Source organism: Streptomyces sp. NPDC047886 (genome assembly GCF_043204435.1).
Taxonomy (GTDB): Bacteria; Actinomycetota; Actinomycetes; order Streptomycetales; family Streptomycetaceae; genus Streptomyces.
This window is the reverse complement of the sequence record NZ_JBIDCF010000006.1, coordinates 410,607-435,736: the sequence shown is the minus strand read 5'-3', so window position 1 is coordinate 435,736 and position 25,130 is coordinate 410,607. Positions and strand designations below refer to the sequence as shown.

Genomic DNA, 25,130 nt, shown 5'->3' with positions numbered 1-25,130 from the left:
ACGTCAGGCGTCGATGATGACGGGAATGACGAGCGGCTTGCGGCGGTGCGTGCGGAAGGCCCACGCGGCCACGGCCCTGGCGATGAGCTGTTCCAGCTGGTGCGCGTCCCCGACGCCTTCCTCGGCCGCCTTCGCCAGGGTCTTCTCGATCACCGGGATGACCGGTTCGAAGGTGGAGTCGTCATGGACGAAGCCCCGGGCCAGGAAGTCGGGCGCCTCGGCGAGGGCGCCGGTGTCGGCGTCCACGATGGCGACGACCGTGACCACGCCTTCGGACGCGAGGGTGAGCCGGTCCTTGAGGGACGCCTCGGTGACGCCGCCGACCTCCATGCCGTCCACGTACACGTTGCCGGCCGGCACCTTGCCGGTGATCTTCGCGTGTCCGTCGACGAGGTCGACGACGACGCCGTCCTCGGCGATGACGACCCGGTCGGGGTCGACACCGGTCCGGATGGCGAGGTCGGCGTTGGCCCGCAGGTGCTTCCACTCGCCGTGCACGGGCATCACGTTGCGGGGTTTGACGATGTTGTAGCAGTAGACGAGCTCACCGGCGCTGGCGTGTCCGGAGACGTGCACCTTGGCGTTGCCCTTGTGGACGACGTTCGCGCCCCACCGGGTCAGCCCGTTGATCACCCGGTAGATGGCGCTCTCGTTGCCCGGGATGAGGGAGCTGGCCATGAGGACGGTGTCGCCCTGGCCGATGCGGATCACATGGTCACGGTTGGCCATGCGGGACAGCGCGGCCATCGGTTCGCCCTGGGATCCCGTGCACACCAGCGTGATCTGGTGGTCCGGGAGCTTCTCCAGCTCCTTCATGCCGACGACCAGGCCGGAGGGGACCTTGAGATAGCCGAGCTCACGGGCGATGCCCATGTTGCGGACCATCGAGCGGCCCACGAAGGCGACCTTGCGGCCGTACTGGTGCGCGGCGTCCAGCACCTGCTGGATGCGGTGCACATGGCTGGCGAAGCTGGAGACGATGACCCGCCGGGGAGCGGTGCGCAACACCTGTTCGATCGCGGGGTTCAGTTCGCGTTCGGAGGTGGTGAAGCCGGGCACCTCGGCGTTGGTGGAGTCGGTGAGGAACAGGTCGACGCCCTCCTCGCCCAGCCGGGCGAAGGCGCGCAGGTCGGTGATGCGGTCGTCCAGCGGGAACTGGTCCATCTTGAAGTCACCCGTGTGGAGCACCAGCCCGGCTCCGGTACGGATCGCCACGGCGAGCCCGTCCGGGATCGAGTGGTTGACCGCGACGAACTCGCACTCGAAGGGGCCGAACCCCCGTCGGTCGCCCTCCTTCACCCGTACCGCACGCGGCCGGATGCCGTGCTCCTTGAGCTTGGCGTCCAGGAACGCCAGCGTCAGTTTCGACCCGACGACGGGAATGTCACGCCGCTCGCGCAGCAGATACGGCACGCCGCCGATATGGTCCTCGTGGCCGTGGGTCAGGACGACGGCCACGATGTCGTCCAGGCGGTCCCGGATCGAGGTGAAGTCCGGCAGGATCACGTCCACGCCGGGTTGGGTCTCCTCGGGGAACAGTACGCCGCAGTCGACGATCAGCAGCTTGCCGGCGTACTCGAAGACGGTCATGTTGCGGCCGATCTCCCCCAGACCGCCGAGGGCGACGACCCTCAGGGCGCCCTCGGGCAGCGGAGGGGCGGCGCCCAGCTCTGGATGCGGGTGACTCATACCCTGACGCTACCGGAGATTCGGGAAGTTGATCCATTTCCTGCGCCGCCGGTTCACCTTCGCGTTGCGGCCACTCACCCCGTCCGCCCCCGGTCCAGACCCCTGTCACCGGCCATGTCGCCCTCACGGCAAGGGAGTTGGCGCCATGATCGGCCCGTGTCCCGGAGCCCGCCGCTCCGCTGCTCCGATCGGCCTCGCACCAGGTCTGACCGGGCCCTTTCGCCGAAGGCCGACGAGGGTGTTTCCTGTAGGGGTCGGAGGAGGCTGCCATGGGCTCTGAGACCCACTCGACACACGCAGGATCCCGGTGGTTCCGTCCGGCGGCGCTCGCCACCGTACTGATCCTCCCGCTCGCGCTGACCGCGTGCGGGAACGGGAACGGAACCGGCGCCGGGACCGGGACCGGGACGCCGGGGGCGACGGACACCCCCCGTACGGGTAGCCCGAGCCCTGGTGACGGCACCGGCACGGCCACGCCCGGCACCCGGCCCGCACCCACCCCGTCCCCCGCTCCCCCGGCCCCGCCGACCGCCACGGGCGGCGGACAGCAGAAGCAGGTGCGGGCGGCGGTCTACTTCCTGCACGGGGAGCAGGTGTCCCCCGCCCCGCGTTCCGTGACGGCGCCCGCCACCACGGCGGGAGCCCTGCGCGCGCTGCTGGCGGGCCCCAGTGGCTTCGAGCGCGGACACGGCCGTACGACGGCCATCCCCACCGGCACGACGCTGCACTCCGTCGCGGTGCGCGACCGCGTCGCGACCGTGGACCTCTCCGGCCGGTACGACGACGGCGGCGGCTCCCTGTCGATGCGGGCACGGCTCGCCCAGGTCGTGTTCACCGCCACCCGGTTCCCGAGCATCGACAAGGTGCTGTTCGCGCTGGACGGCAAGCCGGTGCGCAGCTTCGGCGGCGAGGGCATCGAACTCAACAGGCCCGTCGGCCGGTCGGACTTCGAGGACCTGACCCCGGACATCCTGGTGGAGTCGCCGATGATCGGCGACACCATCCGTACGCCGGTCCGGGTGTGGGGCACCGCCAACACCTTCGAGGCCACGTTCCGGCTGAAGGTCACGGACGCGGCGGGCAGGACCGGAGCCGACATCTACGGGACGGCCACATCGGGCAGCGGAACACGCGGGACGTTCGACGTGACGTTCCCGTACACGGCCACCCGGTCCGGTGCCGGCGTGCTGACCTCGTACTGGGACTCCCCGGAGGACGGCCGCCCGGTGGTCTCCGACACCGTGCCGGTCACGGTGAACCGCTGACCCGCACGCGGTGACGGGCGCGGGCGCCGCGCCGCCGGTCGCGGGCTCCGTTCGGGGTTCGCCGGAGCGACGGACCGGGCCTGCCCCGCGCGGGCCGCGGCCGGCGGCTCGCGGTGGCCGCGCGTCCTCTTTCCGCCTCCTCCGCCTCGACCGCCTCGTCCTGCTCGTCCCGCTCGTCCCGCTCGTCCCGCTCGTCCCCATCCTCCGCCTCGACCGCCTCGTCCCCCTCGTCCGCCTCGACCGCCGTGACGGTCGCGGCGAGGTGCGGGCCTTCGTCCGCGCTGTCGGCGACGTGGCGTCGGCAGCGTCCCAAGTCGCCACAGAGCGGAGGAATTCCGCACCGCCTTCCCCGCCTCCCACGTAAACACCCGGTTACGCCAACCTACTTACCGGTTCGGAACGCTTCCTTCCGCGCGGTGAGTCTGAGATCTTGCGTCCACCCCACACATCACCCGGCCCGGCACGTGCCACCAGCACTCGCCGGGCCTTCGGAGGACGCATTGTTTTCCCTCATGACGAGCCGGCTGAGACACCCGGCCATGGCGGCCGCCGCCCTCGGCGCGGCCCTGGCGCTCACGGTCCCCGCGGGAGCGGCCGCTCACGCCGCACCGGCGGGTACCGCATCGCCCGTGACCGCCGCCTCGGCGCCGACCGCGACAACGGCGGGCACGGCAACGGCTGCCTGGGCACCTGGTACCCGTGCCTATCTGGTGATCACCGCGCCCGGTGACGCCTCCGCCGCGCGCACGGCGGTCCTCGCCAACGGCGGCACGGTCTTCGCGTCCTACGACGCGATCGGCGTCATCGTGGCGCACGCGACGTCGGCGTCCTTCGCCCCGGCCATGCGCGCGGTGAGCGGTGTCCAGCAGGTCGGCGCCACCCGTACGTCGGACGTCCCGGCGGACGCGTACGCCCCGGCGATCCCCGCGAGCCCGGCGCAGTCGGCGACGACGCTCACCGAGTCGAACCGCTGGGACATGACCCAGATCAAGGCCGACCAGGCCTGGGCCGTGACCACCGGTTCGGCGGCGGTCAAGGTCGGCGTCCTGGACACCGGCGTGGACGACCGGCACCAGGACATCGCGCCCAACTTCAACGCCGCCGACTCGGTGTCCTGCGCCTACGGCAAGGCGGACACCCGGGCCGGCGCCTGGCGGGACGTCGGCACGCACGGTACGCACGTCGCGGGGACGATCGCGGCGGCCAGGAACGGCAAGGGCGTCATCGGCGTCGCGCCGGGCGTGCGGATATCCTCCGTCCGCATAGCCGAGCCGGCCGGCAGCCTGTTCTTCGCGGAGAACACGATCTGCGGCTTCATGTGGGCCGGCGACCACGGCTTCAAGGTGACCAACAACAGCTATTACACCGACCCGTGGCAGTTCAACTGCCCCGAGAACGTGGACCAGGCGGCCATCATCGAGGGCGTCAGGCGCGCGCAGGAGTACGCCGAGAACAAGGGCTCCCTCCAGGTCGCCGCCGCGGGCAACGCCAACTACGACCTGGCGAACAAGACGACGGACACGTCGAGCCCGAACGACTCCACACCGGTCAGGCGCACCATCAGCAACGCGTGCCTCGACATCCCGGCCGAACTTCCCGGTGTCGTCACCGTCTCCGCGATGGGCAAGGGCGACGTCAAGGCCTCGTACTCCAACTTCGGCAACGGCGTCATCGACGTCGCGGCCCCCGGCGGGGACGGCAGCTTCGGGGTGTACTCGACGCTCCCCGGCGGCAAGTACGGCAACATGAACGGCACGTCGATGGCCTCCCCGCACGTGGCGGGCGTCGCCGCGCTGCTGGCGAGCGTCAACCCGGCGTACACCCCGGCGGACCTCCGCGCCCGGCTGGCCGCACAGGCCGGCGACACCGCCTGTCCTTCCGACGCGCGCTGCACGGGGACGAGGACGAAGAACGGCTTCTTCGGCGAGGGCCAGGTCGACGCCCTGAAGGCCGTCGGCGGCGGCGCTCCCGCCCCCGGCCCCTTCTTCGAGAACCTGACCGATGTCGCCATCAGCGACAACGCCACGGTCGAGAGCGCGATCACCGTCTCCGGTGTCACCGGCAACGCGCCGACGGCGCTCAAGGTGGGTGTGGACATCAAGCACACCTACCGCGGCGACCTCGTGATCTCGCTCGTGGCACCTGACGGGACGGTCTACCTCCTGGAGGACCTCCCCAACGGCGACAGCGCGGACAACGTGGCGAAGACGTACACGGTCGACGCGTCGAGCGAGACCGCGAACGGCACGTGGAAGCTGCGTGTGCGGGACATCGCCGCGCAGGACACGGGCAGGATCGACGCCTGGAACCTGACCTTCTGAGCCCCCGCCCGGGGGGAACCCGGTGAGACCCCCGGCCGGCCTCCCGGCAGCCGGCCAGCCCCGTCACGCCGAGCGCCGCCCGGTGTGACGGGGCTTTGGCGTCCGGCCGCGCCGGGTCACTGGTGTCCGCAGATCCAGGCCAGCACGTCATGCGCCCCGCGCGCGTAGTCCTCGGTCTCGGCGGGGCACAGGGGATCGTCGAGCACCACCGACGCGGCGTCCACCTCGGCCGTCATCGCCTGCAGCGTCGGCACCTCGCCGGTGTGCGCTCCCGTGATCGGTCCTTCGCCCCCGCGCGCCAAGGCCCACTCGTAGGCGTCCACGGCCCCGTCGATCAGTGCCGCCGGGAGGACCCGCTCCGGTGCCCCCTCGGTCAGCTCCCGGTACGCCGACTCGACCTCGGCCGTGGGGCGCACCCCTATCCGCCTCGGCGCCGCCTTCGCTCCTCCGCGAAGGGTGCTCATACGCGTACGCCTCCCTCGCTTGGATCCGGTGAGCACGACGCCCGCCCCGTCCGGACGGCGCGGCCCCGCGCCGCATGCCTCTTCGGGACGTACCGGGTACCCCCGGGACCCGACAGCATGCGGGGAAATCGCGGGTGCGTGGCGCGCCGGGCGCGGTCAGGCGGGCCGAGGCGCCACGGGGCCCGGCGGCGACCGGACGGACGAGCGACGAGCGGCCAGGCGCGGCGCGGCGAGCGGCCCAGCGGTGGCGAGTGATCCAGCGGGGCGAGTGATCCAGCGGGGCGAGCGGCCCGGCGGGGGACGCGTTCCCGCCGTACCCCCGTGACGGCAGGGACCCGTGCCCCGGGCCGGTGCGGGCAGCCGCCCGGCGGCCGGCCCGTGCGGGCCGCCGGGTGACCGCCGGTGGGGTCAGGCGCAGGTGGTGAAGGTCGGGCTGGTGTTGGCGATGTAGAGGGTCGCGCCGCCGCTGGGGTCGTCCTTGAGGGGAACCGTGACGGTGTCGTCGGCCTTCCAGGGCAGGCCGCGCGCGTCGAAGGTCCAGGTGCCGGTCACCTTCTTCGCCAGGACCGACAGAGTCACCCAGCCGTAGTGACCGGCGGGAACGGGCACCGTGACGCTGTTGCCGACGCTCGTGGAGCCCTGCCAGATGTGACCGACCTCGATGCCGGAGACGATCTGCGCCGTGAGTGCCGGGGCGGCACCCGCGCCGAGTGTGGAGGAGAAGCTGTAGCCGATGCTGCTCTGCCAGCCGGTCGTGTTGTCCACCGCGAAGGACTGGGTGATGTGCTCGCCGGTCCGGTTGTACCAGACCGCCGAGGCGCACACCGTCGGCAGCGGGGCAGCCGGGGCCTCGCTCCTCGTGGTCCAGGAGCAGGTGGAGGTGTCCTTCTGGCACCGGGAGGCGGCGTGGTCCACGGCCAGGTTCCGCGCGTCGGCGGCGGCGGTGGTGGACCACTGCTGGTTGGCGTTGCCGTGGCACTTGGACTGGCCGGTCCACGCGTCGTCGTACTGGGCGCCGAGCAGGAGGTCGATGCAGGAGTTGTCGCTCGCGTTACGGATCATGAAGGCGTTGCCGGAGCCCGCGACGGGCTGGAAGTACCACTTCTGGCTCTGCTGGCCCCTGCAGGTCTGCTGGCGCAGGGCGGGCCAGCCCAGGTCGACGCACTTGCCGGTCGCGTTGTTGACGATGGCGAAGGTCGCGTCCGCCGCGTTGAGGCTGAGGCGCCACGACTGGTGGTGTCCTGGTGCCTTGTTGGTGACGATGTAGGCGCCGTCGGAGAGCGAGCCGTTCTGCACGTCGAGTGCGCGGCCGTTGCTCAGGGACGTGAAGTCCAGGCACTGGATCGGTGAGCCGCAGTCCTGCGCGGCAGGGGGCGCGGCCGCCTCGGACGTCGTGGCCGCCGTGGGAGACGGGGCCGGGGGCACGGGCGCCGCCGTGGCCGGGGACGCGGTGATCCCCAGGGCCACGCAGCAGGTCACCAGGACGGCGGCGAGCACGCGCGGCCAGGGGAAGGAGTGTCCGGGAGAGTTCGGTAAAGCTGACGCCATGGGTCAGTTCCCTTCTCGGGGTGAGGTCGGGGCGGCGAACGCCGCCTCCAGGCGCGGCACGAAGTCCACGAGGTCCTGTGCCCAACAGCCGCTGTCGTGGCCGCCCTTGCAGGCGTCGCCCCAACCGGAGCCGTTGCCGTAGTCCACGTAGTGGTGGGGGTGGCCGAGGGCGTCCAGACGGTCCCTGAGGCGCTGAGCCGTGGACCGGACCCAGAACTCGCCGCCGGCGGGGTTGCCGTCGCCGTCTCCGGTGTAGATCGAGACGCCCATGCCGGTCAGTCGGGCCGCGTGGGCCACGGGGTCGGCGGCGTTCCAGCGCCAGTCCGCGTTGAACACCGGGTACGGCGAACCGAAGACGGCGTCGCTGGACACCGTGGGCCCGAAGTTCAGCGAGCAGCCGGAGCCGGCACCACCGCACAGGGGCGCGCCCACGTTGGTCAGTGTCGCGACGACGGCGCCGCGCATGACGGCCGAGTTCACCGACAGGTCGTTGGCGCCGGAGAACGAGGCGACCTGGCTGAACAGTTCGGGATGGTTCTCGGCGTAGTGCAGCGCGCCGAACCCGCCCATCGAGATGCCGCCGACCGCCCGCCCCTGCCGGGTCGCGAGGGTGCGGAGGTTGGCGTCGATGAACGGGATCACCTGGTTGATGTGGAAGTTCTTCCAGTTCTGCGCGCCGGCGGCGGTCTTCTGGTCGAGCCAATTGGTGTACCAGCCGCGCAGGCCCCCGTCCGGGATGACCGTGATCATGGACTGGGCCGCGGTGAGGGCGGGATAGGCGAGGTACGGGTTGACGGGGTCGTCGGAGGCGCCGTGCAGGAAGTAGAACACCGGGTAGCGCTTGTCCGGCCGGGACGCGTAGTCCTCGGGCAGCAGGATCCGGAGGTGCTGTTCCCCCGCCACCTCGGGCGTGGTCACGGTGATCACGAAGTTGGTGGCGGTTCCGGTGGGGGCGCCGACCCGGGTCAGGCCGAAGCCGTCGGCCAGCTCCGGCGGGCCGGGGGTGTCGGCGTGCGCGGAAGGCGCGACGCCGGACATCAGCAGCGCGGTGAGCAGGGCGGCGACCGCCGCCTTCACGCGCAGCGCTCGCGCACGCAGGGCCCGCACGCGCAGGACCGGCACGCCCGGGAGCCGCACGCGTTGGAGCCGGGCCGGTGGGTCTGGTCTCATAAGGGTCCTCGGGGTGGGCTGGATGCCTTGGGCCGACCCGAGTGTGTCCCCACCCCCCGCCCGATGTAGAGACGATTTTTAGAAAATTTCTCTAGATTCGGTTCTATGCTGGCCGACATGGCGGAGAAGAGGAGTCGCATCGGCCGGCCGGTGGTCCGGTGATGCCGCCCAAGCAGCAACGGGGCCGCGAGACCGTCGACCTGCTTCTGACCACCGCGCTGGAGGTGTACGGCAGAGCAGGTCAGCAGGGTTTCACCGTGAGCGCGGTCACCGCGGCGAGCGGGGTGAGCCTGGGCAGCCTGTACCACCACTTCGGCAGTTTCGACGGGCTCGCCGCGGCTCTGTACACGCGCTGCATGGAGCAGCTGTTCGACGAGATGACCGTCGCCGTCCGCCGTACGCGGACCGCTCGCAGCGGTCTGCGCGCCCTTGTCCGCGCGTACCTGCGCTTCACCGCCGAGCACCGGGACGCCGCCCTCTTCCTGCACGCCTCGGCCTACTCCGGCTATCTGGCCACCCATGCCGAGGAGATCCGCGCCGCCAAGGCCGCCAAGCTCGCGGTGATCGCCGACTGGACGCGGGTCCGAGCCGAAAGAGGCGAGATCGCGCCCATCCCCGGCCCCCTGATCGAGGTCCTGGTCATGGGCCCTGTGGCCGAAGCCGCACGCCGCTGGCTGTCCAGTACGTACGAACTGGACCTGGACCAGGCCGCCCGCGTCCTGCCCGACCGCATCTGGCGGTCCCTGCGCCCCGACGCCGACTGACCCCGTCGAGCTGCTCAGTCCTCGACGAGGACCACGTCCAGGGTGCGCGGGCCGTGCACGCCCTCGACCCGGTCCAGCTCGATGTCGCTGGTCGCCGAGGGGCCGGAGATCCAGGTGAGCGGGCGGGCCGGATCGAGGCGTTCCAGCGCCTCGGGCACCGAGTCGACGACCTGGTCCGGCACCCGTACGACGCAGATGTGGTGGTCCGGTACCAGGGTGATCCGGCGTCGGCCCTGGTCGGGGCCGCCGTCCAGGACGATCGTGCCCGTCTCCGCGATCGCCACAGCGCAGCCGGTGATCACGCTGTCCACGGCGTCCAGTTCGGCCGGCGTCATCTCCGCCCGGTCCTCGATCCGATCGGGCCCGCCGTCGGGCAGCCAGCCCTCGGGCAGCCCGCCGGGTACGACGACGGACGCCGCGCCACGCTCGGCCAGCAGGCGGCCGACCAGTTCCGGAAGCCCGGCGGCGGGGGTCCGGTGCACCGCCGCCCGGTAGTCGGCGAGGTTCTCCGCGAGGAGCGCGACCGTCTCCGCCCGGCTCCGTTCGCCGTGCCTGCGCAGATAGCCGCGCTCCACGGGGAAGTCCCTCGGCCGCTCGGCGCGCGGGACGTCCGCCAGGGCCCGGCGCACCCGGGCCAGTACGCGGTCCCTGCCGCTCATGAGCCGCGCGTTCGGGTCGCGGGTCGGGTCGGGGTTCATCGGGCACCTCCGCGTGTGCGTTGCCACCAGTCCCTGAACGACTCCTCGGGCACCTCGGGGAGCGCCCGGGTGTCGCTCCAGGCCCGTCCCGGTCCCGGCAGCCGTTTCGGGTGGAGGCGGCGGGTGCGGGCCGCCAGCCGCTGCCCGGCGCGCAGCACGCCCGGGTGGTCGAGGGTCCAGCGTGCCGCCCGCATGGCCGCGCGCTCCGCCGCGTGCCCCTTCGCGGGCCTGAGCGTGACCTTCACGCCGTGCCGGGTGACCTCACCGCCCTGCACCACCCGTTCCCGCAGGTGCACGAGCACCTCGGGGATGTCGATGGCGACGGGGCAGACCTCGTAGCAGGCGCCGCAGAGCGAGGAGGCGTACGGCAGGGAGGCGTCGATCGCGCTCTGCGTGCCGCGCAGTTGGGGACCGAGGATCGCCCCGATGGGGCCGGGGTAGACGGAGCCGTACGCGTGGCCGCCGACCCGTTCGTAGACCGGGCACACGTTGAGGCAGGCGGAGCAGCGGATGCAGCGCAGCGCCTGTCGTCCCACCTCGTCGGCGAGGGTGTCGGTGCGGCCGTTGTCCAGCAGGACGAGGTGGAACGTCCGCGGTCCGTCGTCGTCGTTCGTACCGGTCCAGGTGCTCGTGTACGGGTTCATCCGCTCGGCGGTCGACGACCGGGGCAGGAGCTGCAGGAACACCTCCAGGTCCTGCCAGGTCGGCACGGTCTTCTCGATGCCGACGACCGAGATCAGGGTCTCGGGCAGGGTGAGGCACATCCGTCCGTTGCCCTCGGACTCGACCACGACGAGGGTGCCGGTCTCCGCGACCATGAAGTTGGCGCCGGAGATCCCGACCTTGGCGCGCAGGAACTTCTCCCGCAGGTGCAGCCGGGCGGCTTCGGCGAGTTCGGCGGGGGTGTCGGTCAGTCCCTCGGGGGCGGCCCGGCCCCAGTCCCCCATGGTGCGGGCGAAGATGTCGCGGATCTCGCCGCGGTTGCGGTGGATGGCGGGCACCAGGATGTGTGAGGGGCGGTCGTCGCCGAGCTGCACGATGAGTTCCGCGAGGTCGGTCTCGTAGGCGCGGATGCCTTCGGCCTCCAGTGCCTCGTTGAGGCCGATCTCCTGGGTGGCCATCGACTTGACCTTGACGACCTCCGTCTCGCCGGTGGCCTTCACCAGGTAGGTGACGATCCGGTTGGCCTCGTCTGCGTCGGCGGCCCAGTGGACGGTGCCGCCCGCCTCGGTGACGGCCTCCTCCAACTGCACGAGGTACCGGTCGAGGTGACGGAGCGTCCGGTCCTTGACGGACTTGGCGGCCTGCCGCAGCGGCTCCCAGTCCGACAGCTCCGCCACGGCCTTGGCCCGCTTGTCGCGGATGGTGCGCGTGGCGTGCCGCAGGTTGGCGCGCAGCGTCCGGTCGCGTACGGCGTCGCGTGCCGCATCGGGGAACGCGGGCATGCCGAGATACGTACCGCTCATCGGTAGGGCTCCTCCTCGGTCGCGGCGAGGATCTCCGCGATGTGCACGGGCCGGACGGACGAGCCCTGTGCGGTGAGCGTGCCCCCGATGTGCGTGAGACACGAGTTGTCGACCGTGCACACCGCTTCGGCGCCGGTGCGTTCGATGTGGCGCACCTTGTCCGCGCCCATGGCCGCCGACACGGCGGCGTTCTTCACGGCGAAGGTGCCTCCGAAGCCGCAGCACTCCTCGGCGCCGGGCAGCTCGCGCAGTTCCAGGCCCTTGACGTGCTCCAGCAGTCTGCGGGGCCGGTCGCGCAGGCCCAGCACGCGCAGGCCGTGACAGGTGGGGTGGTAGGTGACGGTGTGCGGGAAGTACGCCCCGACATCGGTCACGCCGAGGACGTCGACCAGGAACTCGGTCAGCTCGTACGTCTTGGGCACCGACCGCGCGGCGGCCCGGGCGAGCGAGGTGCCGCGTCCCTCGGCCGCGGCCTTGGCGCCGATCCTCGGGTAGTTGTCGCGGACCATCGCGGCGCACGATCCGGACGGCGTGACCACGTACGCGTATTCGGCGAAGGCGTCGTCGAAGCGCCGTACGAGCGGCTCGGTCTCGTGCCGGTAGCCGGTGTTGAACTGCGGCTGCCCGCAGCAGCTCTGCGCCTGGGGGAAGTCCACGTCGACGCCGAGCCGTTCCAGCAGGGCGACGACGGCCCGCCCGGTGCGGGGGTAGAGCATGTCGTTGACGCAGGTGACGAAGAGGGCTACGCGCACGTCCCGTCCTCCTTCACTCGACCGGTACGGAGGCGTCCGGCGGCCGCGTCCCACGCCGTCCGGTCGCCCGCCGGATCGTAGTACCGCAGGGGCTGAGTGGCGCGCAGCAGTGCCCTCAGTTCGGCGAGTCCGCCGGTGAGGACCCCGGCGGCGCGGGCCTGGACCAGGACGTTGCCGAGCGCCGCGGCCTCCGCCGGGCCCGCCACGACCGGCATCCCGGTGGCGTCCGCCGTCAGCCGGCACAGCAGGGTGTTGTGCGCCCCGCCGCCGACGATGTGCACGGTGTCCGCCGTACGGCCCGACAGGATCTGCGCCTCCTCGATCGCCCGGCGGTGGGCCAGCGCCAGCGAGTCCAGTACGCAGCGGGTGGCCTCCACGGGCGTCCGGGGCTCCGGCTGCCCGGTCTCCGCGCAGGCCCGCGCGATGCGGTGCGGCATGTCGTCGGGCGCGAGGAAGGCCGGGTCGCCCGCGTCCACGACCGAGCGCAGCGGCGCCGCCCGTTCGGCTCCGTCGAGGAGCGCGGCGAGATCCTGTGGATCCCCCTCGGCCGCCCAGGCGCGCAGGCACTCCTGGAGGAGCCAGAGGCCCATGATGTTGCGCAGATAGCGGACGGTGCCGTCGACACCGAGCTCGTTGGTGAAGTTCGCCGCCCTGGACGCCTCGTTGAGCACGGGACGGTCGAGTTCCAGGCCGGCCAGGGACCAGGTCCCGGTGGCGATGTACGCGAAACGGTCCCCCGCCGCCGGTACGCCCACCACCGCGGACGCCGTGTCGTGCGAGCCGACGGCCGTCACGGGGACCGGTCCGGTCAGCCCGGTCTCTGCCAGCACCTCGGGCCGCAGCAGGCCCGCGGGATCGCCGGGCGCGCGCAGCGGCGGGAAGAGCCCGAGGTCGATACCGAGACGGGCGGCGACGACGGGTGACCAGTCACGGGTGCGCGGGTCGACGAGCTGTGTGGTGGAGGCGTTGGTGATCTCGGTGCCGGCCTGGCCGGTGAGCCAGTACGAGATCAGGTCCGGGATCAGCAACAGGCGCTCGGCGGCCGCGAGTCCGGGCGTCCCCCGCGCGGCGACGAGTTGGTAGACGGTGTTGAAGGGCAGGTGCTGCAGTCCGGTGGCGGCGTACAGCTCGTCGGGCGGCAGCACGGCGGCGACCTTCTCGGGTGCCCCTTCGGTACGGGTGTCCCGGTAGTGCACGGGGTTGCCGAGCAGGGTGCCGTGGGCGTCGAGCAGCCCGTGGTCCACGGCCCAGCCGTCGATGCCGACGCCCGCGAGCCGTCCGCCGGTCGCGGCCCCGGCCGCCCGCAGGCCGTCGAGCACGCCTCGGTACAGGGCGAGGATGTCCCAGTGGAGGGTGCCGCCGACGCGCACGGGGCGGTTCGGGAAGCGGTGCACCTCTTCCAGGCGCAGGGAGCGGGGTCCGACGTGGGCGACCATGACCCGTCCGCTGGAGGCACCGAGGTCGACGGCGGCGAAGGACCGGGTGCCCGGGGCGGCGGGGTCGGGGGCGGTGGGTGGCATGGGGTCCTCGGTGGGTGAGCGGATACGGAGCCGGGGCGGTCGCGGATACGGCGGCGGGGTGCCCGGGGCCCGGGCGGGGCAGGGGCCCTGCGGCCCAGGCCCCGGGCGGGGGGACGCCTGCTGCGGAGCCGGTGCGGGCCACGCGAGCGGCGGAGCAGGTGGGGGGAACGCGTGCGGGGGGAGCCGGTGCGGGGGGGGCGCCCTGCGGCGGGAGCCGGTGCGGGGGCGGAGCCGGTGCGGGGGCGGAGCCGGTGCGGGGGGCGCCCTGCGCGGGGCGTTCCCCTCCCCCGCGGGCGTCACCGCAGGAACGCCGCCGCGACGCCCGCGTCCACCGGGACGTGCAGGCCCGTCGTATGCGTCAGGTCGCCGCCGGTCAGGGCGAACACGGCGTTGGCGACGTGCTCGGGCAGCACCTCCCGCTTGAGCAGCGTCCGCTGGGCGTAGAACTCGCCGAGCTTCTCCTCCTCGACCCCGTACACGGCGGCCCGCTGGGCGCCCCATCCGGAGGCGAAGATGCCGGACCCGCGCACCACGCCGTCCGGGTTGACGCCGTTGACACGGATGCCGTTCTCGCCGAGTTCGGCCGCCAGCAGCCGGACCTGGTGGGCCTGGTCGGCCTTGGTGGCGGAGTAGGCGATGTTGTGGGGGCCCGCGAAGACGGCGTTCTTGGAGGCGATGTAGACGATGTCGCCGCCCAGGCGCTGCGCGATCATCGTACGGGCGGCCTCCCGGGACACCAGGAAGGAGCCTCGGGCCATGATGTCGTGCTGGAGGTCCCAGTCCCGGGCGGTGGTCTCCAGCAGCGGCTTGGAGAGGGAGACGCCTGCGTTGTTCACGACGAGGTCCACGCCGCCGAAGGCGAGCAGCGCCTCGCGGAAGGCCGCCTCGATCTGCGCCTCGCTGGTGACGTCGACCGTGACCGCGACGGCCTTGTCGGCTCCGCCGAGCTCATCGGCGACCGCCGACGCGGCGTTCGCGTCCAGGTCGGCGACCACGACGCACGCGCCCTCGGCGACCAGCCGGTGCGCGATGGCCTTGCCGATGCCCGAGCCGGCTCCCGTGACCAGGGCGACGCGCGTCGCCAGCGGCTTGGGCTTCGGCATGCGCCGCAGCTTGGCCTCCTCCAGCTCCCAGTACTCGATGCGGAACTTCTCCCGCTCCTCGATCGGCGCGTACGACGAGACCGCCTCGGCCCCGCGCATCACGTTGATGGCGTTGAGGTAGAACTCGCCGGCGACGCGTGCCGTCTGCTTGTCCTTGCCGAACGAGAACATGCCGACGCCGGGGACGAGGACGATCGCCGGGTCCGCACCGCGCATCGCGGGCGAGTCGGCGTCCGCGTGCCGCTCGTAGTAGGCGCGGTACTCATCCCGGTAGGCGGCGTGCAGCTCGGTGAGGCGTGCGACGGCCTCGTCCAGGGGCGCGGTGGGCGGCAGGTCGAGGACCAGGGGCCTGACCTTCGTCCGCAGGAAGTGGTCGGGGCACGAGGTGCCCAGGGCGGCGAGGCGGCGGTGCTCGGCGCGGGAGACGAAGTCCAGGACGGTGTCCGAGTCGTCGAAGTGGCCGACCTGCGGCCGGTCGGCGCAGGCGATGGCCCGTACGTGGGGCGCGAGGGCGGCGGCGCGTGCCCGGCGCTCGTCCCCGGCCAGCGGCTCGTACCCTTCCAGGACGGGGCCGAAGGGCTCGGGGCGGCCGTGCTCGGCGAGGAAGGTCTCGGCGGTCCGGATGATGTGCAGCGAGTTGGCCTCGCACTCCTCGCTGGTGGCGCCCCAGGCGGTGATGCCGTGTCCGCCGAGTACGCAGCCGATCGCCTGCGGGTTGGCCGCCTTGATCGCGGCGATGTCCAGGCCGAGCTGGAAGCCGGGCCGCCGCCAGGGCACCCAGACGACCGTGTCGCCGAAGCACTCGGCGGTCAGCTTCTCGCCGTCGGCGGCGCAGGCCAGGGCGATGCCGGAGTCCGGGTGGAGGTGGTCGACATGGGCGGCGTCCACGAGCCCGTGCATGGCGGTGTCGATGGACGGCGCCGCCCCGCCCTTGCCGTGCAGGCAGTAGTCGAACGCGGCGACCATCTCGTCCTCGCGTTCCACGCCCGGGTACACGCCGGTGAGGGCGCGGAGCCGGTCGAGCCGCAGGGCCGCGAGCCCTTCGGCGGTCAGGGTGCCGAGGTCGCCGCCGGACCCCTTGACCCACATCAGTTCGATGTCGTCGCCGGTCACCGGGTCGATGCCGGTGCCCTTGGCGGAGGTGTTGCCGCCGGCGTAGTTGGTGTTGCGCGGGTCGGAGCCCAGCCGGTGGGACCGGGCGAGGAGCGCCTCGACCGCCGTGTGCCGCGTCCCGTCCCCGGCGGGCCGGGCGGTGACCCGCACGGTCGTGTCATCGGCGTCCGTGGTGTCCATGCCCTTCGCGCCCATGCCCTTCGCGCTCTCGTCCTTCGCGACCGTGCCCTTCGCGCTCTCGTCCTTCGCGTCCGTGTCCTTCGAGCCCATGTCCTCGGCGTGCATGTCCGTGGCATTCATGTTCGTGGCATCCATGTCCTTGGCACCCATGTCGTCCTTCACGCTCCCCATCCGGCCTGGGTGCCGCCCACGCGCTCGTCGTTGATCTTCTGCGCCCAGCCGGAGCGGTGGTACGCCGCGACCGGGTCGGGGTCGATGCCCAGCTCCTCGCGCACCTCGGCGAGCAGCGGCCGGACGTCGGTGTTGTACGCGTCCATGAGGACGGCGTTGGCGGCCAGCACATCGCCGGACGCCTGGGCCGCGGCCAGCGCTTCCCGGTCCACCAGCAGGGCCTTGGCCGTGGCTTCCTGCACGTTCATCACCGAGCGGATGATCGCGGGGATCTTCGCCTCGATGTTGTGGCACTGGTCGAGCATGAAGGCCACGTCGGAGGTGAGCCCGTCCCCGACCCCTCGGTCCGGCCCGGACAGCGGCCACCCCGTTCCGCGCACGACCTCGTACATGACGCGGAACAGCTGGAACGGGTCCGCCGCCCCGACCATCAGGTCGTCGTCGGCGTAGAAGCGGGAGTTGAAGTCGAACCCGCCGAGCTTCTTCTCGCGCAACAGCGTGGCGACGATGAACTCGATGTTGGTGCCGGGCGCGTGGTGGCCGGTGTCGACGACGACCCGCGCCTTGTCGCCGAGCTTGAGGCAGTGCGCGTACGCGGTGCCCCAGTCGGGGACGTCGGTGGTGTAGAAGGCGGGCTCGAAGAACTTGTACTCGAGCAGCATCCGCTGGTCGTCGCCCAGCCGCGCGTACACGGTGGCGAGCGCTTCGGCGAGCCGGTCCTGGCGGGCGGCGATGTCGTCCTGGCCGGGGTAGTTGGTGCCGTCGGCGAACCAAAGCTTCAGGTCACGGGAGCCCGTGGCGTCCATGATGTCGACGCATGCGAGCAGGTGGTCGACGGCCTTGCGGCGCACGGCGGCGTCGGGGTGGCAGACGCTGCCGAGCCGGTAGGCGTCATCCTGGAAGGTGTTGGAGTTGATCGTGCCGAGCCGCAGCCCGCGCTCCTGTGCGTACCGGCCGAGGGCCGCGTAGTCGTCGACCTGGTCCCAGGGGATGTGCAGCGCGACGGCCGGGGTCACCCCGGTGTGTTCGTGGACGCGGGCGGCGTCGTCCAGCTTCTCGTAGGGGTCGCGCGGCACGCCGGGCTGGGCGAACACCTTGAAGCGGGTGCCCGAGTTCCCGTAGGCCCACGACGGCGTCTCAACGGTCTGGGTCTTGAGGGCTGCCTTCACGGCAGAGACGTCGGATCGGCTCGTCATCGTCAGCGCTCCTGTCGTATGCCAAGCGAGCAGCACATGAATCGTTTCACCACGGGGAAGCTAGGCCCCTGGGAGTGGGCCGTCAAGGGGCGGCATGGCGGCGGACCCACCAGAGGGGTCACAACGACGGATCTGCGCGGCGTTTCCTCCCACCCCATTGACGGAGCCGCATGGCCACGTCTAGCTTCCGTGGCACCCCATTGAAACCTTTCACGGCGTCGGGGCAGTCGCCTCCGGAGGACGAGAGACCCATGCAGCGTGTCTGCTTCCTGCTGAAGGTCCGACAGGACCGCATCGCCGAGTACCGCGAGCGGCACGCCGCCGTCTGGCCCGAGATGCTCGAAGCCCTCTCGGCCACCGGCTGGCACAACTACTCCCTCTTCCTGCGGGAGGACGGGCTCCTCGTCGGATACCTGGAGACCGAGGACTTCGCCAGGGCCCGGTCCGCCATGGCCGCCACGGACGTCAACGCCCGGTGGCAGGCCGAGATGGGCGAGTTCTTCGAGGCACTCGACGGCGAACGGCCCGACGAGTCGATGAAGCCGCTCACCGAGGTGTTCCACCTCGCCTGACCGCGCGGCCGTTCCCCGCGCGTACCGCTCGCCCGAGCTCCCCCACCACGACCACCTCCCGCATGCCCGTCCCTTGCGGGCCGCTCCCCATGCGGCAGGCCCCTCGCAGACCGCCCGGAGGAGACCCATGAGACGCCCCCTGGCCGTCGCGGCGCTCGGCGCCACCGTGCTCACCGCCACCGTGCTCACCGCCACGCCCGTGATCTGCCCGGGCCCATCCGCCGCCGCCGGCGGTATGCTGGCCGGCGGCCCGCTGCTGGAGGCCGGGCACGCCGCCTCCCACGCCGGCCGCCTGGAACGCGTGGAGGTCACTGCCTGATGGGCCGCTCGGTCGGTATCAAGGACGTCGCCCGAGCCGCCGGAGTCTCGGTCGGCACGGTGTCGAACGTCATCAACCGCCCCGCTTCCGTGACCGAGGAGACCAGGGCGCGCGTCCTGTCCACCATCGAACGGCTCGGCTACGTCCGCAGCGAGTCGGCCCGCCAGCTGCGGGCCGGCCGGAGCCGGATCATCTCGCTGCTGGTGCTGGACATGGCGAACCCGTTCTTCGTGGACGTCGCGTCGGGCGCCGAGCGGGCGGCCAGGGAGGCCGGGCTCGGGGTCATGCTGTGCAACAGCGGCCAGAGCACCGACGAGGAGTCCGAGTACCTGGGGCTCTTCAGCGAGCAGCGCGTCCGCGGCATGCTCATCACCCCGGTCGACCCGGCGGGGGCCCATCTGCGCGCGTTCCGCCGCCAGGGCATCCCGTACGTCCTCGTCGACCGGGTGGCCCCCAGCTCCGAGGGGTGCTCCGTCTCAGTCGACGACGTGACGGGCGGCGCGCTGGCGGTCCGGCACCTGATCGCCCAGGGGCACAGCGAGATCGCGTACGTCAGCGGGCCGCTGCGGCTCGCCCAGTGCGCGGACCGGCGGGACGGTGCGCTCCAGGCGCTGGCCGAGGCCGGGCTGCCCGCCGAGCGGCTCCGGTTGATCGAGACGGACCGGCTCGACGTGGCGTCGGGCCGCGACTCCGGTGCGCGCCTGCTGGGCATGTCCTCGCGTCCGACCGCGGTGTTCTGCGCCAACGACCTGCTGGCGCTGGGCATGCTGCAGGCCCTGTACGCGGCCGGGGTGAGCGTGCCCGACGACGTCGCCCTCGTCGGGTACGACGACATCGAGTTCGCCTCGGCGGCCACGGTGCCGCTGACCTCGGTACGCCAGCCCGCCTTCCAGATGGGGCGGATCGCCGCCGAGCTGCTCATCGAGGAGACCGGCGACCGGGCGGACAGCCACGAGCACCGGCAGATCGTCCTCCAGCCCGAACTGGTGGTACGGGACTCCTCCCAGGCGCGCCGCCGCCGAGGCGGCCCCTCGACCGGTCGGCGTTCCCCCGGGCGATAAACCGCTACTAAACTTAACCGGTTTGGTTCCAGCTGTTGTCCGGGGCGACTTCCGCGTCCTAGCCTCTCCTCAGTCGCCACCCCGGCCCTCCGCGGCTTTCCCGCCGGCATCCCCGTAGACCGACGGAAATCCGCGTTTCACCGCGTGCCACGACACTTTCTCGCAGGGCCGGTTCCGTCAGCACCCGCAGTGCGGGAAATGCCGCATGTCCACGGACCGCTCGTCCACGGGCGTGCGCGCCACCACGTTGGGAGCAAGGGATGAGTGGGAGCAAGGGATGAGAAGGAAACGGACCCTCGCGGCGGGCGCGCTGCTCGCCATGGCCGCCGCGCTGCTCGCCATGGCCGCCGCGCTGTCCACGGCGGCACCCTCCTCCGCGCGGGCGGCGGAGCCTGCGCCCGGGTTCCGCGTCGCCGACGGCCGGCTGCTGGACGCGAACGGCGCCGACTTCGTTATGCGCGGGGTGAACCACGCCCATACCTGGTACCCCGCCAGAACCACCCGTGCGCTGGAGGACATCAAGGCCCTGGGCGCCAACTCGGTGCGTATTGTGCTCAGTTCGGGTGACCGCTGGACGAAGAACGACACCGCCGACGTCGCCTCGGCCGTCCAGCGGTGCAAGGCCAACCGGCTGATCTGCGTCCTGGAGGTCCATGACACCACCGGCTACGGCGAGCAGGCCGGTGCGGCCCCGCTCTCCCGTGCGGTCGACTACTGGCTGGAGGTCCAGGACGCGGTCAAGGGGCAGGAGAAGTACGTCATCCTGAACCTGGGCAACGAACCGCACGGGAACTCCGGGTACGCGGCGTGGACGTCCGACACCTCGCGGGCGATCGGCCGGATGCGCGGCGCCGGTTTCACCCACACGCTCATGGTGGACGCGCCGAACTGGGGTCAGGACTGGTCCTTCACCATGCGCGACAACGCGGCCGGCGTATTCGCCGCCGACCCCCAGCGCAACACCCTGTTCTCCATCCATATGTACGGCGTGTTCGACACGGCGGCCGAGGTCCAGGATTATCTGAACCGGTTCGTGTCCAGCGGTCTGCCCCTTGTCATCGGGGAGTTCGGGGACGCGCATTCGGACGGCGACCCCGACGAGGACGCCATCATGGCCGCCGCCCAGCGCCTCGGCCTGGGCTACCTGGGCTGGTCCTGGAGCGGCAACGGGGGCGGCGTCGAGTACCTCGACATGGCGACCGGCTTCGACGCCGCCCGGCTCACCCCCTGGGGACAGCGGTTCTTCGACGGTCCCGACGGCGTCAAGCGGACGGCGCGGGAGGCGAGTGTCTACGGAGGCGGCGGGGGCGACACTCAGGCGCCGACCGCGCCCGGCACGCCGGCCGTCTCCGGTGTGAGCGCCGACAGCGTCCAGCTCACCTGGCCGCCCGCGACCGACGACACCGCGGTCACCGCCTACGACGTCGTCCGCCTCACCGGTACGCGGGAGACGCACGTCACCACGGCAACGGCCCCGAGCGCCGCGGTGACCGGCCTGACGGCGTCCACCGGCTATACCTTCGCCGTCTACGCCCGTGACGCCGCGGGCAACCGCTCGCCGCGCTCGGCGCCGGTGAGCGTGACCACGGCCGACGGCCCGGCAGCGGGTGCCTGCACGGTGACGTACCGCCTCACCGACTGGGGCTCCGGGTTCAACGCCGATGTGACCATCCGCAACACCGGAGCCACGGCGGTCAGGGGCTGGCAGCTCGACTTCGCCTTCCCCGGCGGCCAGACGGTCGTCTCGTCCTGGAACGCCAGGGTCACCCAGCAGGGCGCGCGGGTACGCGCCACGCACGAGCCCTGGACCGAGACCATCCCGGCGGGCGGCACGGTGAGCTTCGGCATCAACGGCTCCTCGACGGGCGGCAACGGGATCCCCGGCGCGTTCAGCCTCAACGGCACCGGCTGCGCCTCGGGCTGACCGGACTCCCCGCACGGGGACGCGGCCGCGGGGCCACGACCGACGGGTCGGGGCCCCGCGGCTCGCCGGGTGTCACGAGCGGTGCCGATGCGGCGGGCGGTGTGCCGCGTCGCGAGCCCGGCGGGATCCGCCGGACGCCCCCTACGCCGACCGCGGTGCGGGCGCCGTGGAGCCCCGTGGTGTGAGGGACGGCGTCGGGACCTGCAGCGAACCGCTGTGCGTCCCGCTGATCACCCCGAACAGGGCGCGCGCCACCTCCGTACCGAAGTGGTGCACGTCATGGCTCATGGCGGACAGTGTCGGATGGGTGAGCCGGCACAGCTGGGAGTCGTCCCAGGCGAGCAGGGAGAGGTCGTCGGGGACGACCAGCCCCATCTCGGCGGCGACGCCCGCCCCGGCGACGGCCATGATGTCGTTGTCGTAGACGATCGCGGTCGGCCGGTCCGCCGAGAGGAGCAGGGACCGGGTGGCCCTGGCCCCCTCCTCTCCCGAGAAGCCGGTCGAGACCTGGCGGCTCCCGGGCAGGCCGAGCTCCCGCATCGTGGTCGCGAAGGCGTCCGCCCGGATGGCGCTGTGCCCCAGACCGGCGGGTCCGCCGACGCGTGCGATACGGCGATGTCCCAGCGCAGCCAGATAGCGGACCGCCTCGGCGGCGGCGGTCGCGTCGTCCGTCCAGACCGACGGGAACGAGCCGGTGAGCGACGGGTGCCCCACCGCGACGGCCGGGAGCCCCAGGGCGTGGAGCGCGGGCACCCGTGGATCGTCCCGGTGGAAGTCCACGAGGATGGCGCCGCCGATCATCTGGCCGCGCCACCAGCTCTCGTACAGGGCGATCTCCTCGTCGAGGTCCCGCACCAGGCGCAGCAGCAGGGAGCAGGACCGCTCCACGAGGACGCTCTCGATACCGGAGATGAACTCCATGTAGAACGGTTCGAGGCCCAGCAGCCGCGCGGGGCGGCAGAGCGCCAGACCGACGATGTCGACCCGCTGGCTGGACAGGCTGCGCGCGGTCAGGTTGGGTGCCCAGCCCAGTTCCCTGGCGGCCTCGAAGATGCGCTCGCGCGTGGCCTGCGAGACGCCCGGCTTGTGGTTGAAGGCGAGCGACACCGCGCCCTTGGACACCCCGGCCCTGGCGGCGACGTCCTTGATGGTGACGCGTTCCGTGGAGCCGCTCACACCACGTCCACGCAGAACAGGGCGGCCCGTACGTCCTCGACGTCCACGGGGCCGCAGCCGCCGACCCGGATACGGGTCCGCTCGCCGGGCAGGAGCGTGCGCAGCCCCTGGTCGGCGGCGGCCCGGGGGCCGAGTCGGTCGGCCTGCAGGAGGAGCTCTCTCACCAGGGTCTGCGCGGTCACCACGACATCGACTGTATCCTCCCGCCCCGCCACCCGTTCCACGGTGACGCCGAACTTCGGGCGGGGGTGGGCGAAGTCCCTGTCGGGGACCGGGAAGTGCAGCGCGCGCAGCCCGTCCGCCCCGGAACCGGCACTCCCCCCGGCATCGACGCCTCCGGCGGCACCCGCGTCGGCGTCGGCGTCGGCGACGAGGAACTCCTTCCCGGACCGCTCGTCCGGCACGAGCCGCGGGGGTACGGGCAGCCGGACGACCGAACGGGGGCCGGCGGCCACGTCCACCATGTCCCCGTGGAGCACGGTGCCGTCCGCCTCCAGTCTGCGCAGCGCCACGGACGTCCGCCAGGGAGCGCCGGACTGGTTGACGGCGGCGAGCACGAGGCCGTCGGCGCCGGGCAGCAGGGTCAGCAGCCGGTCGGCGTACACGCGGCGCAGCTCGTGGTAGAGGGGCTTGAGCCGTCCGTCGCCGTCGATCGCGGCCCATGAGGTGACCGGCCAGCAGTCGTTGAGCTGCCAGACGACCGTGCCCGCGCAGACCGGCCAGTGCGCGCGCCAGTGCTCGATCCCGGCGGCGACGGCCCGCGCCTGGACGACCTGGGTCAGGTAGTGCCAGCGGTCGAAGTCGTCATCGGGGAGGTCGAAGTGGCGGGCGACGCCGCGGTGGAGCTTGCCGTTGCCGTCCTCGGCCTTCTGGTGGTGCAGCATGCCCGGCGAGTCCGGTGCCAGCCGCTCACCGGGCAGGGCCCGCCGGAGAGTGGCCATGGCGGGTGGCGCCTGCCAGCCGAACTCGGCGACGAAGCGCGGCACGCTCGCCCGGTAGTCGGCGTAGTCCCGCCGGTTCCACACCTCCCAGGAGTGGTGGGTGCCGTGCGCCGGGTCGTTGGGGTGGTGGTCCCACGAGCCGGACCAGGGGCTGCCGGCGGTGTACGGGCGGGTGGGGTCGAGTTCGGCGACGATCCGCGGCAGGAGGCCGAGGTAGTAGCCCTCGCCCCAGGAGTCGCCGCTGAGGGCGGGCTCCCAGCCCCAGTCGCGGAAACCCCACAGGTTCTCGTTGTTGCCGTTCCACAGGACGAGGCTGGCGTGGGGCATGAGCCTGACAACGTTGTCCCTCGCTTCGGCCTCGATCTCGCCGCGCAGGGGCTGCTCCTCGGGGTAGGCGGAGCAGGCGAAGAGGAAGTCCTGCCAGACCATCAGGCCGAGCTCGTCGCAGACGTCGTAGAAGGCGTCGTCCTCGTAGACGCCTCCGCCCCAGACGCGCACCAGGTCCACGTTGGCGGCCGCGGCCTGGGTCAGCCGGGTCCGGTAGCGCTCCGGCGTGACACGGGAGGGCAGGACGTCGTCCGGGATCCAGTTGACGCCCCGGGCGAAGGTCCGCACCCCGTTGACCACGAGGGTGAAGCCGGTGCCGTGCTCGTCGGGCGAGCGGTCCAGGACGACGGTGCGGAAGCCGATCCTGCGGTGCCATGTGTCGAGCACGCCGCCCGTGTCGTCCGTCAGCGTCAGTTCGAGGTCGTAGAGCGGCTGTTCACCGTAACCGCGCGGCCACCACAGCCGCGGCTCGGGCACCCGCAGGCGCAGGACCGCCTCGCCGCCCTCCACGACGGTCTCGGCCAGGACTCCGGCCACGGAGGCGCGCGCGACGAGCGGGTGGCCCTCACCCCGCCGGGTGCGCTCCACATCGAGGTGTACGTCCACGTGGCCGGTGCCTCGTTCGACCGTGACCAGCGGGCGGACACGGGCGATCCGGGCGGTCGACCAGCGTTCCAGCCGCACGGGCCGCCAGATGCCGGCCGTCACGAGCGTCGGCCCCCAGTCCCAGCCGAACGCGCAGGCCATCTTGCGGATGTACTGCGACGGCTGCGGGTACACGTTGGGCCGGTCCCCCGTCACGGCCCGGACGGCCTCCGCCTCCTCGTACGCGGAGGTGAAGCGGACTTCCAGCTCGCCGGTGCGCCCGGTGACGTCGAACCGGTGGGCGCGGTGCATGTTCCTGGTCCTGCCCAGCACCTCACCGGCCAGGGTGATCTCCGCGGCGGTGTCGAGGCCGTCGAAGACGAGGTCGGTGCGCTCATGGCCGCCGGCGGGGGCGTTCCCGGGGGTGGTGAGGGAGGCGGCGACGGGCGCGGCTGGCGGGAGCCGCGTGACGTAGGTCCATTCGCGGCGCCCCACCCAGGCGACCTCCGCCTCGTTGCGGTGCAGGAAGGGGTCGGGGATGACCTGGGCGGCGAGGAGGTCGGTGTGCACGCAGCCGGGGACCCGGGCCGGCAGCGACGCCCCGTCGTGGCGCAGGCTCCAGCCCTCGGTGAGGGGGATGACGTCCTTCATATGCGGCTCCCATCGCCTGACGTGCAGGACCGGTGGATGTACGACGCCGCACAACGTAGTCCGCCAGCGACCTTCTGTCCATAAACCGGTCTAGCGAAGGGTCGTCCCGGCAGCACAGACATAACTCCCTTGTAGCACCCGCCGTCTGGTCCTC

20 protein-coding genes are annotated in these 25,130 nt (G+C 72.3%); 7 read left to right on the top strand and 13 right to left on the bottom strand.

Translation table 11 applies throughout. From position 1 onward, the window contains the following. Positions 1–3: 3 nt before the first annotated feature. Positions 4–1,689, bottom strand: coding sequence for a ribonuclease J (locus tag ACGF5U_RS22450; protein WP_392711785.1), 1,686 nt, complete (start codon positions 1,687–1,689; stop codon positions 4–6). A 269-nt stretch (positions 1,690–1,958) separates the two neighbouring features. Here ACGF5U_RS22450 and ACGF5U_RS22445 point away from each other — a divergent pair, with 269 nt between their 5' ends. Continuing rightward, on the top strand, positions 1,959–2,954 hold the full coding sequence (locus ACGF5U_RS22445; protein WP_392711784.1) for a GerMN domain-containing protein: 996 nt from the start codon (positions 1,959–1,961) through the stop codon (positions 2,952–2,954). Here the strand turns inward: ACGF5U_RS22445 and ACGF5U_RS22440 are convergent. Continuing rightward, positions 2,938–3,267: a hypothetical protein gene (locus ACGF5U_RS22440; protein WP_392711783.1), complete on the bottom strand. Its 330-nt coding sequence runs from the start codon at positions 3,265–3,267 to the stop codon at positions 2,938–2,940. The two genes, ACGF5U_RS22445 and ACGF5U_RS22440, sit on opposite strands and share 17 nt — an antisense overlap. 226 nt (positions 3,268–3,493) lie before the next feature. Between ACGF5U_RS22440 and ACGF5U_RS22435 the strand changes: the two genes are divergently transcribed. Next, positions 3,494–5,275 (top strand): S8 family serine peptidase, encoded by a 1,782-nt coding sequence (locus ACGF5U_RS22435; protein WP_392711926.1) that lies wholly within the window; start codon positions 3,494–3,496, stop codon positions 5,273–5,275. A gap of 116 nt (positions 5,276–5,391) precedes the next feature. On the opposite strand, the gene ACGF5U_RS22430 is transcribed toward ACGF5U_RS22435, so the two are convergent. From ACGF5U_RS22430 to ACGF5U_RS22420, 3 genes are all read right to left on the bottom strand, one after another. Further along, positions 5,392–5,739, bottom strand: a complete 348-nt coding sequence (locus tag ACGF5U_RS22430) for a hypothetical protein (RefSeq protein WP_392711782.1) — start codon at positions 5,737–5,739, stop codon at positions 5,392–5,394. A 408-nt stretch (positions 5,740–6,147) separates the two neighbouring features. Next, on the bottom strand, positions 6,148–7,287 hold the full coding sequence (locus ACGF5U_RS22425; protein ID WP_392711781.1) for an RICIN domain-containing protein: 1,140 nt from the start codon (positions 7,285–7,287) through the stop codon (positions 6,148–6,150). 3 nt (positions 7,288–7,290) lie between these two features. Beyond that, positions 7,291–8,325: an alpha/beta hydrolase gene (locus tag ACGF5U_RS22420; protein WP_392711925.1), complete on the bottom strand. Its 1,035-nt coding sequence runs from the start codon at positions 8,323–8,325 to the stop codon at positions 7,291–7,293. 293 nt (positions 8,326–8,618) lie between these two features. On the opposite strand from ACGF5U_RS22420, the gene ACGF5U_RS22415 reads away from it, so the two are divergent. After that, on the top strand, positions 8,619–9,221 hold the full coding sequence (locus ACGF5U_RS22415; RefSeq protein ID WP_392711780.1) for a TetR/AcrR family transcriptional regulator: 603 nt from the start codon (positions 8,619–8,621) through the stop codon (positions 9,219–9,221). A 14-nt stretch (positions 9,222–9,235) separates the two neighbouring features. Here ACGF5U_RS22415 and ACGF5U_RS22410 read toward each other — a convergent pair whose 3' ends face one another. The 6 genes from ACGF5U_RS22410 to rhaI form a co-directional block, all read right to left on the bottom strand. After that, complete coding sequence (locus ACGF5U_RS22410) at positions 9,236–9,880, bottom strand: lactate utilization protein C (RefSeq protein ID WP_392711923.1); 645 nt, start codon at positions 9,878–9,880, stop codon at positions 9,236–9,238. Positions 9,881–9,915: 35 nt separating this feature from the next. Beyond that, positions 9,916–11,385 (bottom strand): LutB/LldF family L-lactate oxidation iron-sulfur protein, encoded by a 1,470-nt coding sequence (locus ACGF5U_RS22405; RefSeq protein ID WP_392711779.1) that lies wholly within the window; start codon positions 11,383–11,385, stop codon positions 9,916–9,918. Then, a complete protein-coding gene (locus ACGF5U_RS22400; RefSeq protein WP_392711778.1) occupies positions 11,382–12,137 on the bottom strand; it encodes a (Fe-S)-binding protein in 756 nt (251 codons plus the stop codon). The genes ACGF5U_RS22405 and ACGF5U_RS22400 overlap by 4 nt, the downstream gene beginning before the upstream one ends. Further along, positions 12,128–13,657, bottom strand: a complete 1,530-nt coding sequence (locus ACGF5U_RS22395; RefSeq protein ID WP_392711777.1) for a rhamnulokinase family protein — start codon at positions 13,655–13,657, stop codon at positions 12,128–12,130. The genes ACGF5U_RS22400 and ACGF5U_RS22395 overlap by 10 nt, the downstream gene beginning before the upstream one ends. A 296-nt stretch (positions 13,658–13,953) precedes the next feature. Continuing rightward, positions 13,954–16,173, bottom strand: coding sequence for a bifunctional aldolase/short-chain dehydrogenase (locus ACGF5U_RS22390; protein ID WP_392818880.1), 2,220 nt, complete (start codon positions 16,171–16,173; stop codon positions 13,954–13,956). Positions 16,174–16,211: 38 nt separating this feature from the next. Beyond that, a complete protein-coding gene (rhaI, locus tag ACGF5U_RS22385; RefSeq protein WP_392711775.1) occupies positions 16,212–17,420 on the bottom strand; it encodes an L-rhamnose isomerase in 1,209 nt (402 codons plus the stop codon). Between the two features lie 251 nt (positions 17,421–17,671). Between rhaI and ACGF5U_RS22380 the strand changes: the two genes are divergently transcribed. The 4 genes from ACGF5U_RS22380 to ACGF5U_RS22365 all read left to right on the top strand — a co-directional run bounded on the left by ACGF5U_RS22380 (position 17,672) and on the right by ACGF5U_RS22365 (position 21,296). After that, positions 17,672–17,992, top strand: a complete 321-nt coding sequence (locus ACGF5U_RS22380; RefSeq protein ID WP_392711774.1) for an L-rhamnose mutarotase — start codon at positions 17,672–17,674, stop codon at positions 17,990–17,992. Positions 17,993–18,119: 127 nt separating this feature from the next. Next, a complete protein-coding gene (locus ACGF5U_RS22375; RefSeq protein WP_392711773.1) occupies positions 18,120–18,311 on the top strand; it encodes a hypothetical protein in 192 nt (63 codons plus the stop codon). Further along, a complete protein-coding gene (locus tag ACGF5U_RS22370) occupies positions 18,311–19,372 on the top strand; it encodes a LacI family DNA-binding transcriptional regulator (protein ID WP_392711772.1) in 1,062 nt (353 codons plus the stop codon). The genes ACGF5U_RS22375 and ACGF5U_RS22370 overlap by 1 nt, the downstream gene beginning before the upstream one ends. Positions 19,373–19,649: 277 nt before the next feature. Beyond that, positions 19,650–21,296 (top strand): cellulase family glycosylhydrolase, encoded by a 1,647-nt coding sequence (locus ACGF5U_RS22365; protein WP_392711771.1) that lies wholly within the window; start codon positions 19,650–19,652, stop codon positions 21,294–21,296. A 141-nt stretch (positions 21,297–21,437) separates the two neighbouring features. Here ACGF5U_RS22365 and ACGF5U_RS22360 read toward each other — a convergent pair whose 3' ends face one another. Both ACGF5U_RS22360 and ACGF5U_RS22355 read right to left on the bottom strand, forming a co-directional pair. Next, entirely contained in the window at positions 21,438–22,472 is a 1,035-nt protein-coding gene (locus ACGF5U_RS22360) for a LacI family DNA-binding transcriptional regulator (RefSeq protein ID WP_392711770.1), read from the bottom strand. Beyond that, positions 22,469–24,976, bottom strand: coding sequence for a glycoside hydrolase family 2 protein (locus ACGF5U_RS22355; protein ID WP_392711769.1), 2,508 nt, complete (start codon positions 24,974–24,976; stop codon positions 22,469–22,471). The genes ACGF5U_RS22360 and ACGF5U_RS22355 overlap by 4 nt, the downstream gene beginning before the upstream one ends. Positions 24,977–25,130: the final 154 nt, after the last annotated feature.